We start from the raw sequence: 14,408 nt of genomic DNA, 5'->3' as shown, positions 1-14,408 counted from the left end.
AACCGAAGTTCGACTTACCACCAGGCTTCCATTTGCACGCCGTAGGACGAGCCGCTCTTCTTGTCGGCATAACCCGGTACGGTCACCAGATTGTCGCGACCGGTCTTGGCGCTGGCATCACCCTTGTCCGACCAGCTGGCGTAGGTGTAGTAGGCACGCAGAGCCGGACGGGCCCAGAAGCTCTTACCCAGCGACAGTTGCGGCGCAATGGTCAGCTTGTTGATGTGTGTGGAATCGCCGCCCTTCGGCTTGGTGCGGGTCGTACCAGCTTCCAGCGCCACGCTGTAGTTCTCGCTGAAGTGGTAAACCGGACGAGCCACGAAGGACCAGGTCTTGCCTTCGTTCCAGGGGAACTTCTCATTGGCAATACCGGCAAACACGGCACCGTTGATATCACCGAAGTCGAAGTTGACCGAGTCGATCACGCGCCAGGCCTTGTGGCCCTTGACGTTGGCGCCGCTCCACCACAGGCCCGCGCCATTCAGGCTGCCAGAGTCTTTGGCGGTCTGAATGGTCACGCTGTTTTGCACGCCCTTCATCAGGTTGATCGAGTGGGTAGCCCACAGGGAGTGGCCCTTGGTCTTATCCACGCCATCAGCGCTGTTGTTGCTGATGATGTTGGCACCAACCGACAGGGAGCCGATTGCACCCAGATTCACGCCTTCCAAGCGCAGGTCGTGGTTGCTCATCTGCTTACCGGCATTGCCGATACGGGTAACGCGGCCCAGTTCCTGGTCATCGCCACCGCCGCTGGCCAGCTCCAGCTGAGCGTAGTCGCCTTGGCCGGCGCGCATCAGCGCGTAGGAGAACTTACCAAAGCCGAGGTCAACATTTTCGATACCTGCGCCAGGGCCGGTCACTTCCAGCGTGAACAGGTCGACGATATGCACGTCGGCACGCTTGTAGTAGCGCTTACCAGCCCAGATATTGGCGCTGGCCAGCATGCCGGTGCCGACGCCTTCGGCAACAGCATAGGCTTCGCGGAATGCGGGGACAGATTGTTCGTAGTCTTGGTTTTGCTGTGCGCCAAAGGCCAACAGGGTGTTGATCTTGAACTTGGTGCCATTACTTTCGCCCATATCGGCACCCAGTGCGAACTCGCCATAGGTGTCGCACTCGGCGCCCAGACGGCCAGCGCTGGCAACACGGCCACCAAAGCCGAAGGTGTTGTTCAGCTGGAAGCACGCTTCCTTGCCGCCTTCGCCATTGCTACCCGAACCGCTACGGAGGTAGCCGTTGAAGGTAGTTTCGGCAAACGCACCTTGGGCCATGAAAGCAGCCATTACAGCAGCAAATACTTTGCTCTTACGAGTCATTGGAATCACTCCTCTCCGTTTGGTTGGAAAACCGGTCGCAAATGCTTCCAGTCTGGTGCTACACACCATTACCCCTTTGCTGGGGGGCGTGCTCGGCGTGCCCGGACGGAGAGATGGGCCACTTCGCTACGCCTATCCCGACATCGGCCGACGTGCGCCGCGATCGGGTGAAACTGTTGCGCTTCTCTTTTGGAAGCGTCGTTTTGATACGGTCTTGCTTATGCCTTCAAGGCTGCTGCTTCACGCGCCAATTGGGTGACAACGTGCCATTCACCTGCAGCAACCTTGTCCTTGGGTACCAGCCAGGAACCACCCACACAGGCCACATTGGGCAGTGCCAGAAACCTGGGCGCGCTTTCCAGCGTCACCCCACCGGTCGGGCAGAACAGAACATTGGCGAACGGGCCGCCCAATGCCTTGAGCATGCCCAGACCACCCGCCTGTTCGGCTGGGAACAACTTCATGGCATCGAAGCCATGGGCAAGCGCGGCAATCACTTCCGACGGGGTCATGACCCCCGGCAACAGTGGTATGCCGGCTGCCTTAGCGGCTTCAGCCAATTCATCGGTCAGGCCGGGCGTGACGGCAAAGCGCGCACCAGCTGCCTTCACCTGGGCAAACTGTTCCGGCTTGGTCACGGTCCCCACCCCGACGATGGCATCAGGCACAGCGGCTGCGATGGCTTGGATGGATTCCAGCGCTGCGGCAGTGCGCAACGTCACCTCTAGAACCCGAATACCACCGGCAACCAAGGCCTGTGCCAAGGGCACAGCATCTTCTACACGGTCAATCACGATCACCGGCATAACCGGCGAGGCGCGCATGATGTCTCGAATATTCATCTCGTTCAATTCCTGTTAACGCGGCAACATGAAGCTCATGGCGCCTTGTTCGGCACCACTTGCCACGTGACGGAACACGGCAAACAGATCGCGGCCATAGCCAAACTGGTTGGCGCTGATATCCACCTGCTCAGCCTCGCGCGCATCCCAGACCGCAGCTGGCACCAACGCTTGCAAGGTGCCCGCCTCGGCATCCAGGCGAATCAGGTCACCCGTGCGCACCTTGGCCAGCGGGCCACCAGCCAGGCATTCCGGCGTGATATGAATGGCGGCCGGCACCTTGCCCGAAGCGCCCGACATGCGCCCATCGGTCACCATGGCAACCTTGAAACCCCGATCCTGCAGCACACCCAGCGACGGAGTCAGCTTGTGCAGCTCGGGCATGCCATTGGCACGCGGCCCCTGGAAGCGGATCACCGCCACAAAATCTTTTTCCAGCTCGCCACGCTTGAAGGCATCGATCAATGCGTCTTGCGAATCGAATACGATGGCAGGCGCTTCCACGATGCGGTGCGCGGGCGCCACGGCGGAGACCTTGATCACCGCGCGACCCAGATTGCCCTGCACCAGACGCAGGCCACCATCGGACTGGAAGGGCGCTGCGGCCGAAGACAGTACGCTCTTGTCCTGGCTCTCACTCGGCGCGGCGCGCCAAGCCAGCTGGCCGTCCTGCAGATGCGGCTCGACTGCATAGCGATGCAGACCTGGGCCCATCACAGTCTGCACATCGTCGTGCAGCAGGCCGGCCTTGAGCAGTTCGGCAATCAGATAACCCATGCCACCGGCGGCGTGGAAGTGATTCACATCAGCGCCACCATTCGGATACACCTTGGCCAGCAGTGGCACGATGGCGGAGATATCGTCGAAGTCGGTCCAATCGATCACGATGCCGGCCGCCGCCGCGATGGCGATCAGGTGAATGGCGTGATTGGTGGAGCCACCGGTGGCCATCAGACCAACCAAGCCATTGACGATGGCCTTTTCACTGATCACTTCGGCAAGCGGAATGTATTCATTGCCCAGCGCGGTAATCGCTGCCACCCGCTTGGCTGCCTCGGCGGTAAACGCGGCGCGCAGCGGGGTGCCCGGGTTGACAAAGGCAGAGCTAGGGAGATGCAGACCCATGATCTCCATCAGCATCTGATTGGAGTTGGCCGTACCATAGAAAGTACAGGTACCGGCGCCGTGGTAGGACTTCTCCTCAGCCTCCAACAGACCATTGCGATCGATCTTGCCTTCGGCGTACAGCTGGCGGATGCGCGCCTTTTCCTTGTTTTCCAGGCCGGACACCATGGGGCCGGCCGGCACGAACACGGTAGGCAGGTGACCGAACTGCAAGGCACCGATCAACAGACCAGGCACGATCTTGTCGCACACACCCAGACAGAGCGTGGCATCGAACATCTGGTGGCTGAGCGCGACTGCGGTGCTCATGGCGATCACATCGCGCGAGAACAGCGACAGCTCCATGCCGGCCTGACCTTGGGTCACGCCATCGCACATGGCCGGCACACCGCCAGCAAACTGCGCCGTCGCACCCACTTCACGTGCGGCAGCCTTGATGATTTCCGGGTACTGCTCGAGCGGCTGATGGGCCGACAACATATCGTTGTAGGCCGAGACAATGGCCAGATTCGGCTGGCGCTGCTCGCGCAGCATGATCTTGTCGCCTGCCGGTGAAGCGGCATAGGCATGGGCGAGATTGGTGCAGGACAGACCCTTGCGCACCGGCTCCTTGGCAGCCCAGGCAGCCACCCGCGCGAGGTAATCACCCCGGCTCGGCTTGCTCTTTTGGACGATACGCTCGGTCACTTCGACCAGGCGAGGATGCAGACTCATTAAAACTCCCTGCGCGACCCCTCGGGATCAACACTGGCTACGCTATGGGTTTGATTCGTGAGCGCTTTTATTAGCCCTGCCCTGCGCTTCACTACGTAACTGCACTACTTGTTTTCGATAGTAGTTTTACTACAGCAGGAACGCAAGCCAGCCAGTAGAATTTTTATACTAACAACGTAGTTCTGTTGCAACAAAGCTGCACCCCGATAGTGCGCATCGTGCACCATGCATTCACACCACTAAGCATATATAGGATATCAGCGCATCATGATGATGCATTGCAACATAGAGCTGATACTTTAATACGTCTAACAAAACTACATTGCCAAGCCCAGGCGCAAGTAGTATTGTTTCAAAAAATTCGGCAAAAGCCGTTGTATTCAAACGAAGCTCTCACTCTGAGGACCAAAGGGATGACCTCGATTCAACCCTTCGACATGGTGCTGTTTGGCGGCACGGGCGACCTGGTTATGCGTAAGCTGCTGCCGGCGCTTTACCATCAACATCAAGATGGCAGCCTGCCCGAACAGGGCCGCATCCTCTGCCTGGGCCGCAGCAAGGCCGATCAGGCCGATTATCTGAGTACAGCGGAAAACGCCGCCCGTCAGTATCTGGGCGACTACTTCAATGACAAGGACTGGGCCAGCTTCGCTGCCCGCCTGCTCTATCTGAAGCTGGATGCCCAGGAGAAGTCCGCCTATGCCGCGCTGGCCGACCGCCTGAATGAATTCCCTGAGCACGTGCGCGTGTTCTATCTGGCTACTGCGCCCAATCTGTTCGCCGGCATCTGCGAGAACCTGTCCTCGGTCGGTCTGAACAAGGGCGGCTCGCGCGTAGTGCTGGAAAAGCCACTCGGCCACGACCTCGCCTCCTCGCAGGCCATCAATGCCCAGGTCGGCAAATACTTCAAAGAAGCGCAGATCTACCGGATCGACCACTACCTGGGTAAGGAAGCGGTACAGAACCTGCTGGCGCTGCGTTTCAGCAATACCTTCTTCGAACCACTGTGGCGGCGCGAGTGGATACGCGATGTGCAGATCACGGTGACCGAGCAGGTTGGCGTGGAAGGCCGTGGCGACTTCTATGACAAGGCCGGTGCACTACGCGATATGGTGCAGAACCACTTGCTGCAGTTGCTGTGCTTTATCGCCATGGAACCGCCGGCCAGTGCCGACCCGGATGCCGTGCGCGATGAAAAGCTCAAGGTGCTGCGCGCGCTGCGTCGCTTCGGCCCGCAGGAAGTGGCCAGCAAGACGGTGCGTGGCCAATACAAGGCCGGCGCAGCCCAGGGCAAGCCGGCAGTCGGCTACCTGAGCGAGCCAGGCATCGACCCGAATAGCAAGACCGAGACCTTTGTGGCCCTGAAGGCCGAGATCGATACCTGGCGTTGGGCCGGCGTACCGTTCTATCTGCGTACCGGCAAGCGCATGCAGGAGCGCATGGCCGAGATCGTGATCAATTTCCGCCAGGTACCGCACTCCATCTTCCAGCAGCCGACCGAGACCACCAGCAACCGCCTGGTCATCCAGCTGCAGCCGGAAGAGAGCGTGAAGATGTATCTGCTCGCCAAGCAACCGGGCGACCAGATGAAGCTCAAGAGCGTGCACCTCGACCTCGATTTCGACGAGATGTTCAAGGCACGTCGCCCGGACGCCTACGAGCGCCTGCTGACCGATGTGATCCGTGGCCGCCTGACCCTGTTCATGCGCCGCGACGAGCTGGATGAAGCCTGGAAGTGGGTGGAGCCGATTCTGGATGCCTGGGAAGGCAGTGACGAGCCGCCCAAGCAGTACACCGCCGGCACCTGGGGCCCGGCCGCCAGCTCGGCCCTGCTCTCGCGCGACGGCTTCTGCTGGCACGAAGAAGGCTGAGCAAGACCCCAAGGAATGTCGGGCCACCGCCCGGCATTCCGCATTTCACGGCAGCGGTCTATCCGTCCGCAAGCCGGCCAGACAATGAGAAGAGAACACACCATGGCCGACCTCCGCATTCATGACTACGACTCGCGTGTCGATCTGGATATTTGCCTGGCGCGCGAAGTGGCTGCCGCGCTGGAAACCGCGCTGCGCGAACGCGGCGTGGCCAGCCTTGCCGTATCGGGCGGACGCACGCCAGTCGGCATGTTCCAGCAGCTGCGCCAGATGCGCCTCGATTGGAGCCGCGTGTGGATCACGCTGGTGGATGACCGCTGGCTGCCCGCCGACCATGAAGACAGCAATGAGCGCCTGGTGCGCGAGCATTTGCTCAAATACCAGGTGGAAGCCGCCAACTTCGTCGGCCTAAAGACCGCGGCCGCCACGCCGGAAGCCGGCCTCGACGCAGTCGAAGCCGCGCTGGCACCGATTCCTCAGCCCTTCGATGTGCTAATCCTCGGCATGGGCGAAGACGGCCACACCGCCAGCCTCTTTCCCTGCTCGGCCGAGCTGGCCAGCGCCGCTGCGCTGGACAACCCGCGCCAGGTTGCCGCGGTCAATCCGACCAGCGCGCCCTACGCGCGCATCAGCCTGACGCTGGCCGCCATCGTCCGTTCGCGCAATCTCTTCCTGCACCTGACCGGCACAAAGAAGAAAGCCATTTTCGACGCCGCCATGGCGGCCCCCACCGATCGCCTGCCCATTGCCCGTGTGTTTGATGCCGCCAGCGGCGTCTGCCATATGTATTGGGCCGAGTAATACAGCCATGTCGTTTGCCCACACCTATCCCCGCCTGCTCGCCGATGTCGGCGGCACCAATGTCCGCTTTGCACTGATCCGCCACGAAGGCGCCTCTATCAGCGATGAGCGCAACCTCGTCTGTGCCGACTTTCCCGGCTTTTACGAAGCAGCGCGCTGCTATCTCGATCCGCTCGGCGTGCAGCCGGTCTGGTGCGCGATCGGCATCGCCACCGCCGTGGCCGGCGACGCGATCAAGATGACCAATAACCACTGGGCCTTCTCGCAAGCCGAGCTCAAGGCCCAGCTGGGTCTGGCCGAATTCCGCGTGCTGAACGACTTCACCGCGCTGGCGCTAAGCCTGCCGGTGCTGGACGAAGACGAACTGGTCAAGGTGGGTGGCGGCGAAAAGAACCCCGATCTGCCGATTGCGCTGCTGGGTGCGGGCACCGGCCTTGGTGTGTCCGGGCTGATTCCCGCCCACCAGCCGGGCGAAGCGCCGCGCTGGATTCCCTTGCAGGGCGAAGGCGGCCATGTATCCTTCTCGCCCTTCAATGACAAGGAAGACGAGATTCTGCGCATCCTGCGGCGCGAATACGGCCATGTCTCGGCTGAACGCCTCTTGTCCGGCCCTGGCCTGCTCAATATCTACAAGGCACTGGCCGAGCTGAACGGCCAGCCGAACGAGAACCTGAGCGCAGCCGATATCACCAGCCGCGCGCTGGCCGGCAGCTGCCCGCTCTGCCAGGAGGTGGTCGACACCTTCTGCGCGATGCTCGGTAGTGCGGCGGCCAATCTGGCCATCACGCTCGGTGCGCGTGGCGGCCTGTATATCGGTGGCGGCATCGTGCCGCGCCTCGGTGAGTACTTCGCCAGCTCCGCCTTCCGTAAACGCTTTGAACAGAAGGGGCGTTTCTCCAACTACCTGGCCGCGGTCCCCAGTTTCGTGATCGTGGCCAAGAACCCCGCCCTGCGCGGTACTGCAGCGGCACTCGATGCACTGGCCGTGCGCCACGCCTAAGTCGTGGCCACGGGCGAGGAGACAAGAAAAATATGCTGGAAAAGATCAAATCGCTGCTGAACGAGCTGTCCAAGTCAGAGCGCAAGGTGGCCGAGCTGGTACTGTCGCAGCCGAATTTTGTTGCCCATGCGCCGATTGCGCAGATTGCCGAGATGGCCACCGTCTCGCAGCCGACCGTGATCCGCTTCTGCCGCTCGGTCGACTGCACCGGCCTGCAGGATTTCAAACTGCGCCTGACCCGCAGCCTGGTGTCGGGTGTGCCCTATGTGCACAGCGCGGTGGAGATGAGCGATACCGCGCATGACCTGGCCGCCAAGCTGTTCGACAACACCATTTCCAGCCTGATGCGCACGCGCAATGAGCTGAACCCGGATGCGATCGAGCAGGCGGTCGACATCCTGGCCAAGGCACGCAAGATCGAATTTTATGGCCTCGGCAATAGCGGCATCATGGCTCAGGATGCGCAGCACAAATTCTTCCGCCTCGGCGTGCCCTGCATTGCCTACTCCGACCCACACATCCACGGCATGTCGGCCTCCCTGCTCAAGCCGGGTGACGCGGTGGTGGCGATTTCCAACTCCGGCCGCACCATCGACCTGATCCGCTCGGTGGAGCTGGCGCGTGAAGCCGGCGCGCATGTGATTGGCATCACTCATTCCAATTCGCCGCTGGCCAAGCGCTGCAATGTGACCCTGTACGCCGATACGCCGGAAGACCCGGATCTGTACTCGCCGATGATCACCCGCATCGTCCACCTGGTGGTGATCGATGTGCTGGCCGTGGGCGTGGCCTTACGCCGCGGGCCGGAGCTGATCGACCAGCTCGAGAAGATCAAGCGCAATCTGAAGGAACGCCGCGTACGCGGCTATGAAGATCGCTGAAGAAGATCGCTGAAGAAGATTGTTGAAGACCGCTAGGCAGCACTGCGGCGGCGACTCGCCCGCCCACGCTGCCGCGCACCAAGCCAGCCGGCGCCGCGCGCCTTTTGACTGAACCAGATACCGACCGATGACTGCACTGACCGCCCTGCCCGCCTGGCAAACCCTGCTGGAACAAGCCAGCCAGCTCAAACAGATCGACCTGCGTGCCGCGTTCGCTAGCGATCCGGGCCGGGCCGAGCGTTTCAGCCTGAAGGCCTGCGGCATCCTGCTCGACTACTCAAAGAACCGCATCGACGACGCGGCGATGGCCAACCTGTTCGCACTGGCCCGCGCCACCGGCGTGGAAAGCAAGCGCAGCGAGCAGTTCGCGGGCACGGCCATCAACCGCACCGAGGGTCGTGCCGTGCTGCACAGCGCGCTGCGTGCGCCGGCCAGCAGCGTGATCGAGGTGGATGGTGTGAATGTGGTGCCCGAGGTGCAGGCAGTGCTCGCCCGCATGAGCGCGTTTGCCGACAAGGTGCGTAGCGGCGCCTGGCTGGGGCACGATGGCCGCGCGATCACCGATATCGTCAATATCGGCATCGGCGGCTCCGACCTCGGTCCCTTCATGGCCTGCGAGGCACTCAAGGACTTCGGTGCCGCCGCGCTGAACATGCATTTCGTTTCCACGGTGGATGGCTGGCAGCTGGCCAGCGTGCTGGAAAGGCTCGACCCGGCCACCACGCTGTTCATCGTCGCCTCCAAGACCTTCACCACCCAGGAAACGCTGACCAATGCGCGTGCCGCACGCGCCTGGCTGGTGGACAAGCTGGGCAGCGAAGCGGCGGTGGCCAAGCACTTCGTGGCAGTATCGACCAATGCCGAGGCGGTCAGCGCCTTCGGCATCGACACCGCCAATATGTTCGGCTTCTGGAACTGGGTAGGCGGCCGCTATTCGCTCTGGTCGGCCATCGGCCTGCCCATCCTGCTGTATATCGGCCCCGACCATTTCCGTACCCTGCTGGCCGGCGCGCATGCAATGGACCAGCACTTCCAGCAGGCGCCGCTCGAGCAGAATCTGCCGGTCATCCTGGCCCTGCTCGGCATCTTCTATATCAATGGCATGGGTGCCAGCACCCAGCTGATCTCGCCCTATAACCAGCCGCTGCACCGCCTGCCGGCCTATTTGCAGCAACTCGACATGGAGTCGAACGGCAAGTCGGTACGCCTGGATGGCGCGCGCGCCGACTACCATACCGGTCCAGTCATCTGGGGTGAGCCGGGCATCAATGGCCAGCATGCCTACTACCAGCTGCTACACCAAGGCACCGAGCTGGTACCGATCGACTTTATCGCCGCCCTGGCCAACCCGAAGAGTTCGGCCGAGCACAACACCATCTTGCTCGCCAACTTCCTAGCCCAGACCGAGGCGCTGATGCGCGGTAAGAACGAGGCGGAGGTACGCGCCGAGCTGAGCGCCCAGGGCCTCAGCGGCCCAGCGCTCGAGGCACTGGTGCCGCACAAGGTATTTGATGGCAACCGCCCCACCAATACCCTTCTGCTCGACCAGCTCGACCCGGCCAGCCTGGGCAGCCTGATTGCGCTGTATGAGCACAAAGTCTTTGTGCAGGGCGTGGTGTGGGGTATCAACTCCTATGACCAGTGGGGCGTAGAGCTGGGCAAGCAGCTGGCCAAGACTATTGAAGCCGAGCTCAGGGACGCTGACCGGAGCGGCGAACACGACGCCTCCACCCAGGCGCTGATTGCCTATGTACGCAAGGCCCTGAACGGAAAGCAAAAACTCTAAAGGCGCGGTTGACCACGATGCAGAGCCTAGCGCTTTGCGTTATAACGTCAGCCTTGCTTACCTTTGATTTGATCTGGAGACAGGCATGCAGCATGCGTTTTCGACCCGGTTGGCCAGCTTTGCGGCCTGCCTTTTCCTGAGCAGCGGTGCCCTGGCCATCGACACCACTAAGATGTGGTCGGAAAGTGACGACTATGTGAAATTGGAGGCAGTGAATGCCACCAATAACCACCCGGTGGTGTTCTCTCCCGAACAGCTGAGCAATCTGCTCAGCCGCATTTACAAGCGCGAAGATGACAAGACGCCGCAGCCCTACTTCAGCGCCAATGAAGTCGAGCGCCTGTCGCGTAATCTGCTGCCCTTGTTTGCCAAGGCCCAGCCGGGCGATGACGTGCAGTTCGTCACCTCCTTCCGCCCCGGTGGCCTGTTCTTCATGGCGCGAGAGCTGAATGCCGGCCGCCTGTTTGTCGAGAACGGCCGCCTGAACCTGCTGGCCGGTATGTGCGGCGATGCACCCGACCTCGCCTACTACCACGCCACCGGCAACCGCCGCCCGATCAATCACGGCAGCCGTATCAAACCGGTCAATGGTATGGGCTGCACGCTGCTGAGCGGCAATGGTGCCGAGATCGTCAATAACCGTCCCGACTGGATTAGCATCGATATCAGCACCGCCCTGGCCAGCGAGCCACCCAAGACCTACCAGGGTGGCGCGGCAGCCGACAGCGGTACCACCTTCAAGCCCGCCACGCTGCCAGCCGCCGCCCCGGCCCCGCTACCCAGCGTCGCCGCACCAGCACCCGTTGCTGCGCCGGTGGCCGCCCCTGCAGCCCCGGTGACGCAGAGCGCACCCAGCGCGCCGCAGGCCGTCCTGCCGGCCGCGCCGCTGAGCAAGGCCGAAGAACGCCTGATGCTACTCAAGCGCCTGAAAGACAACGGCCTGATCAACGATGCCGAGTACGAACAGAAGCGTGCGGCCATCGTGAAGGACCTGTAAGCCCCAGGCCGGGATGTCCTCGCGATGTCCCGGCCGGTTTCATTTGGCAGCACCGCATTACTGCAAGAGGCCCTCAAGGGCCCAGCGTGCCAGCTTGGCTGGCCCAGTAAAACCCAAGCAATGAAGAGATAGCGTTGACGCGCCCATTCCTCGCTGCGCCGAAACCCATTCGGCCCCCCTTCCCGGCAACGGGCAGCGCTTCGTGCGCTGCGCGCGCCACCCTCTATCTGCAAGCACAGCCCTGCACGGCCGCCCTGCGCGCGGCCCGGGTGCGCTTGCTGTCCACCGTATAACAAACAGACCCACAAGGTACCCAAGATGGCAGAGCAAAAGCACGATCTCGACCCCGTTGAAACGCGGGAGTGGCTGGAAGCGCTGGATGGCGTGATTGATGCGGAAGGCCCACAGCGCGCGCACTTCCTGATTGAGCAGCTGATCGAGGAAGCGTCGCAAAAGGGCGCGAATATTCCTTACAGCGCCACCACCCAGTACATCAACACCATCCCGGTGGAGAGCGAACCGGCCTTCCCGGGCGACACCGCGCTTGAGCATACGATCCGCGCCTACACGCGCTGGAATGCGATGGCCATGGTGGTGCGTGCCAACAAGCACACCAATGTGGGCGGCCATATCGCCTCCTTCGCCTCGGCCGCCACGCTGTATGACGTGGGCTTCAACCACTTCTGGCACGCGCCGAGCGAAGGCCATGGCGGCGACCTGATCTTCGTGCAGGGCCATGTGGCCACCGGCATCTATTCGCGCGCCTATCTGCTCGGCCGCCTGAGCGAGGAGCAGCTGAACAACTTCCGTCAGGAAGTGGGCGGCAAGGGTCTGTCCAGCTATCCGCACCCGTGGCTGATGCCGGACTTCTGGCAGTTCCCCACGGTATCGATGGGCCTGGGTCCCATCCTGGCCATCTACCAGGCCCGCTTCATGAAGTACATGCAGGACCGCGGCATGGCCCAGACCGATAACCGCAAGGTATGGGCATTTTGCGGCGACGGCGAGATGGACGAGCCGGAATCGCTGGGCGCCATCGGCATGGCCGGTCGCGAGAAACTCGACAATCTGGTCTTCGTGATCAACTGCAATCTGCAGCGCCTGGATGGCCCGGTGCGCGGCAACGGCAAGATCATTCAGGAGCTGGAAGGCGAATTCCGCGGTTCGGGCTGGAATGTGATCAAGCTGGTGTGGGGCACCAAGTGGGACGCCCTGTTCGCGCGCGATAAGAAGGGCATCTTGCCCAAGCGCATGATGGAAATCGTCGACGGCGAATACCAGGTGATGAAGGCGCGCGACGGCGCCTACGTGCGCGAGCACTTCTTCAACACCCCTGAGCTGAAGGAACTGGTCAAGGACTGGTCGGACAAGGACATCTGGGACCTGAACCGCGGCGGCCACGATCCAGCCAAGATCTACGCGGCCTTCAAGCAGGCCAGCACCCCGAATGGCAAACCTACCGTCATCCTGGCCAAGACCGTCAAGGGCTATGGCATGGGCTCGGCCGGCGAGGCGATGAATATCACCCACCAGCAAAAGAAACTGGATATCGACTCGATCAAGCAGTTCCGCGACCGCTTCGGCATCCCAGTGCCCGACGATCAGCTCGAGAACGTGCCCTTCGTGAAGTTCGAGGAAGGCTCGCGCGAGCTCGAATACATGCGCGCGCACCGCATGGCCCTCGGTGGCTATCTGCCGCAGCGCCGCACCAAGGCCTATGCGCTGCCAATTCCGGAACTGGCCAGCTTTGACGCCTTGCTCAAGGGTTCGGGTGCCGGCAAGGAATACTCGACCACCATGGCCTTCGTGCGCATGCTGACCCAGCTCTTGAAGGACAAGCAGATCGGCAAGCACATCGTGCCCATCGTGCCGGACGAATCGCGCACCTTCGGCATGGAAGGCCTGTTCCGCCAGGTGGGTATCTGGAACCAGGAAGGCCAGAAGTATGTGCCGCAAGATGCCGACCAGCTGATGTTCTACAAGGAGTCGAAAGACGGCCAGATCCTGCAGGAAGGCATCAATGAAGCCGGTGCCATGTGCGACTGGATTGCCGCCGGCACCAGCTACAGCACGCACGGCGTGCCGATGATTCCGTTCTACATCTATTACTCGATGTTCGGCTTCCAGCGCGTGGGCGACCTGGCCTGGCTGGCTGGCGATATGCGTACGCGCGGCTTCCTCCTGGGTGGCACCGCGGGCCGTACCACGCTGAATGGCGAAGGCCTGCAGCATGAGGACGGTCACTCGCACCTGATCTCGGCCACCATCCCGAACTGCATCAGCTACGACCCGACCTTCGGCTTCGAAGTGGCGGTCATCGTGCAGGACGGCATGCGCCGCATGTATGCCGAGCAGGAGGACGTCTACTACTACCTGACCCTGATGAACGAGAACTACGAGCATCCGGCCATGCCGGAAGGCGCGGCAGCCGGCATCGTCAAGGGTATGTACCAGCTCAAGGCAGGCGGCGCGGGCGATCTGCGTGTGCAGCTTGGCGGTTCGGGCACCATCTTCAATGAAGTGATCGCCGCGGCCGAACTCTTGAAGACCGACTGGGACGTGGAAGCCGATCTGTGGTCCTGCCCGAGCTTCAATGAGCTGGCCCGCGATGGCATCGCCACCGAGCGCCACAATATGCTCAACCCGGCGGCCGAGCCGAAGCTGCCCTATGTGACCCAGCTGCTCAAGGACAGCAAGGGCCCACTGGTGGTGGCCACCGACTATATGCGCCTGTATGCGGAGCAGATTCGCGCCTATGTGCCGAACCGCTATGTGGTGCTCGGCACCGACGGCTTCGGTCGCTCGGATACGCGCGAGCAGCTGCGCGGCTTCTTCGAGGTGAATCGCCACTATGTGGTGGTGGCCGCCCTGAAGGCGCTGGCCGACGAAGGCAGCCTGCCGCGCAGCAAGGTGGCGGAGGCGATTGCCAAGTACGGCATCGACGCCAGCAAGCCGGCTCCCTGGACTGTTTAAGAGCGTGAGGCGAGCGGAGTGCGGTGTGCGGCCCCTGGCGGCCCTGCCCACTCCACGCTGCCTGATCGGGCGCCGGCTGGCCTAGCGCGCGCCCAACACCTC

The 14,408-nt window shown here is 62.1% G+C and carries 10 protein-coding genes; 7 read left to right on the top strand and 3 right to left on the bottom strand.

All coding sequences use genetic code 11. The features are described 5' to 3' along the window. Positions 1-14: 14 nt before the first annotated feature. The 3 genes from BT173_RS13440 to edd all read right to left on the bottom strand — a co-directional run bounded on the left by BT173_RS13440 (position 15) and on the right by edd (position 3,997). Entirely contained in the window at positions 15-1,271 is a 1,257-nt protein-coding gene (locus tag BT173_RS13440; RefSeq protein WP_175545604.1) for a maltoporin, read from the bottom strand. A 263-nt stretch (positions 1,272-1,534) separates the two neighbouring features. Then, positions 1,535-2,167: a bifunctional 4-hydroxy-2-oxoglutarate aldolase/2-dehydro-3-deoxy-phosphogluconate aldolase gene (locus tag BT173_RS13435; RefSeq protein WP_308417582.1), complete on the bottom strand. Its 633-nt coding sequence runs from the start codon at positions 2,165-2,167 to the stop codon at positions 1,535-1,537. Positions 2,168-2,173: 6 nt separating this feature from the next. Beyond that, a complete protein-coding gene (gene edd, locus BT173_RS13430) occupies positions 2,174-3,997 on the bottom strand; it encodes a phosphogluconate dehydratase (protein WP_072429175.1) in 1,824 nt (607 codons plus the stop codon). 413 nt (positions 3,998-4,410) lie between these two features. Here edd and zwf point away from each other — a divergent pair, with 413 nt between their 5' ends. The 7 genes from zwf (at position 4,411) to aceE (ending at position 14,306) form a co-directional block, all read left to right on the top strand. Further along, complete coding sequence (gene zwf, locus BT173_RS13425; RefSeq protein WP_072429174.1) at positions 4,411-5,868, top strand: glucose-6-phosphate dehydrogenase; 1,458 nt, start codon at positions 4,411-4,413, stop codon at positions 5,866-5,868. A 102-nt stretch (positions 5,869-5,970) separates the two neighbouring features. Next, the gene (pgl, locus tag BT173_RS13420; RefSeq protein WP_072429173.1) at positions 5,971-6,669 is read left to right on the top strand and encodes a 6-phosphogluconolactonase; all 699 of its coding nucleotides are present in this window, start codon (positions 5,971-5,973) and stop codon (positions 6,667-6,669) included. Between the two features lie 7 nt (positions 6,670-6,676). After that, positions 6,677-7,669 carry a glucokinase gene (locus BT173_RS13415; RefSeq protein WP_072429172.1) on the top strand — a complete coding sequence of 331 codons (993 nt, stop codon included), beginning with the start codon at positions 6,677-6,679 and terminating at the stop codon, positions 7,667-7,669. A gap of 32 nt (positions 7,670-7,701) precedes the next feature. Further along, positions 7,702-8,550 carry a transcriptional regulator HexR gene (gene hexR / locus BT173_RS13410; protein ID WP_072429171.1) on the top strand — a complete coding sequence of 283 codons (849 nt, stop codon included), beginning with the start codon at positions 7,702-7,704 and terminating at the stop codon, positions 8,548-8,550. Between the two features lie 127 nt (positions 8,551-8,677). After that, positions 8,678-10,336 carry a glucose-6-phosphate isomerase gene (gene pgi, locus BT173_RS13405; RefSeq protein ID WP_072429170.1) on the top strand — a complete coding sequence of 553 codons (1,659 nt, stop codon included), beginning with the start codon at positions 8,678-8,680 and terminating at the stop codon, positions 10,334-10,336. Positions 10,337-10,421: 85 nt separating this feature from the next. Further along, positions 10,422-11,333: an SHOCT domain-containing protein gene (locus BT173_RS13400; RefSeq protein WP_072429169.1), complete on the top strand. Its 912-nt coding sequence runs from the start codon at positions 10,422-10,424 to the stop codon at positions 11,331-11,333. A 318-nt stretch (positions 11,334-11,651) separates the two neighbouring features. Further along, entirely contained in the window at positions 11,652-14,306 is a 2,655-nt protein-coding gene (gene aceE, locus BT173_RS13395; RefSeq protein ID WP_072429168.1) for a pyruvate dehydrogenase (acetyl-transferring), homodimeric type, read from the top strand. The last annotated feature ends 102 nt before the right edge of the window (positions 14,307-14,408 follow it).

The organism is Chitinimonas taiwanensis DSM 18899 (genome assembly GCF_900119825.1).
Lineage (GTDB): Bacteria > Pseudomonadota > Gammaproteobacteria > Burkholderiales > Chitinimonadaceae > Chitinimonas > Chitinimonas taiwanensis.
Note: the sequence above shows the minus strand (reverse complement) of the source record. Positions and strands in the feature narration are given on the sequence as shown.

Bases quoted from the DNA above. Each gene is read 5' to 3' on its own strand.
- BT173_RS13440 (WP_175545604.1), bottom strand. From the start codon at position 1,271: ATGGCCCAAGGTGCGTTTGCCGAAACTACCTTCAACGGCTACCTCCGT.
- edd (WP_072429175.1), bottom strand. From the start codon at position 3,997: ATGAGTCTGCATCCTCGCCTGGTCGAAGTGACCGAGCGTATCGTCCAA.
- zwf (WP_072429174.1), top strand. From the start codon at position 4,411: ATGACCTCGATTCAACCCTTCGACATGGTGCTGTTTGGCGGCACGGGC.
- pgl (WP_072429173.1), top strand. From the start codon at position 5,971: ATGGCCGACCTCCGCATTCATGACTACGACTCGCGTGTCGATCTGGAT.
- BT173_RS13415 (WP_072429172.1), top strand. From the start codon at position 6,677: ATGTCGTTTGCCCACACCTATCCCCGCCTGCTCGCCGATGTCGGCGGC.
- hexR (WP_072429171.1), top strand. From the start codon at position 7,702: ATGCTGGAAAAGATCAAATCGCTGCTGAACGAGCTGTCCAAGTCAGAG.
- pgi (WP_072429170.1), top strand. From the start codon at position 8,678: ATGACTGCACTGACCGCCCTGCCCGCCTGGCAAACCCTGCTGGAACAA.
- BT173_RS13400 (WP_072429169.1), top strand. From the start codon at position 10,422: ATGCAGCATGCGTTTTCGACCCGGTTGGCCAGCTTTGCGGCCTGCCTT.
- aceE (WP_072429168.1), top strand. From the start codon at position 11,652: ATGGCAGAGCAAAAGCACGATCTCGACCCCGTTGAAACGCGGGAGTGG.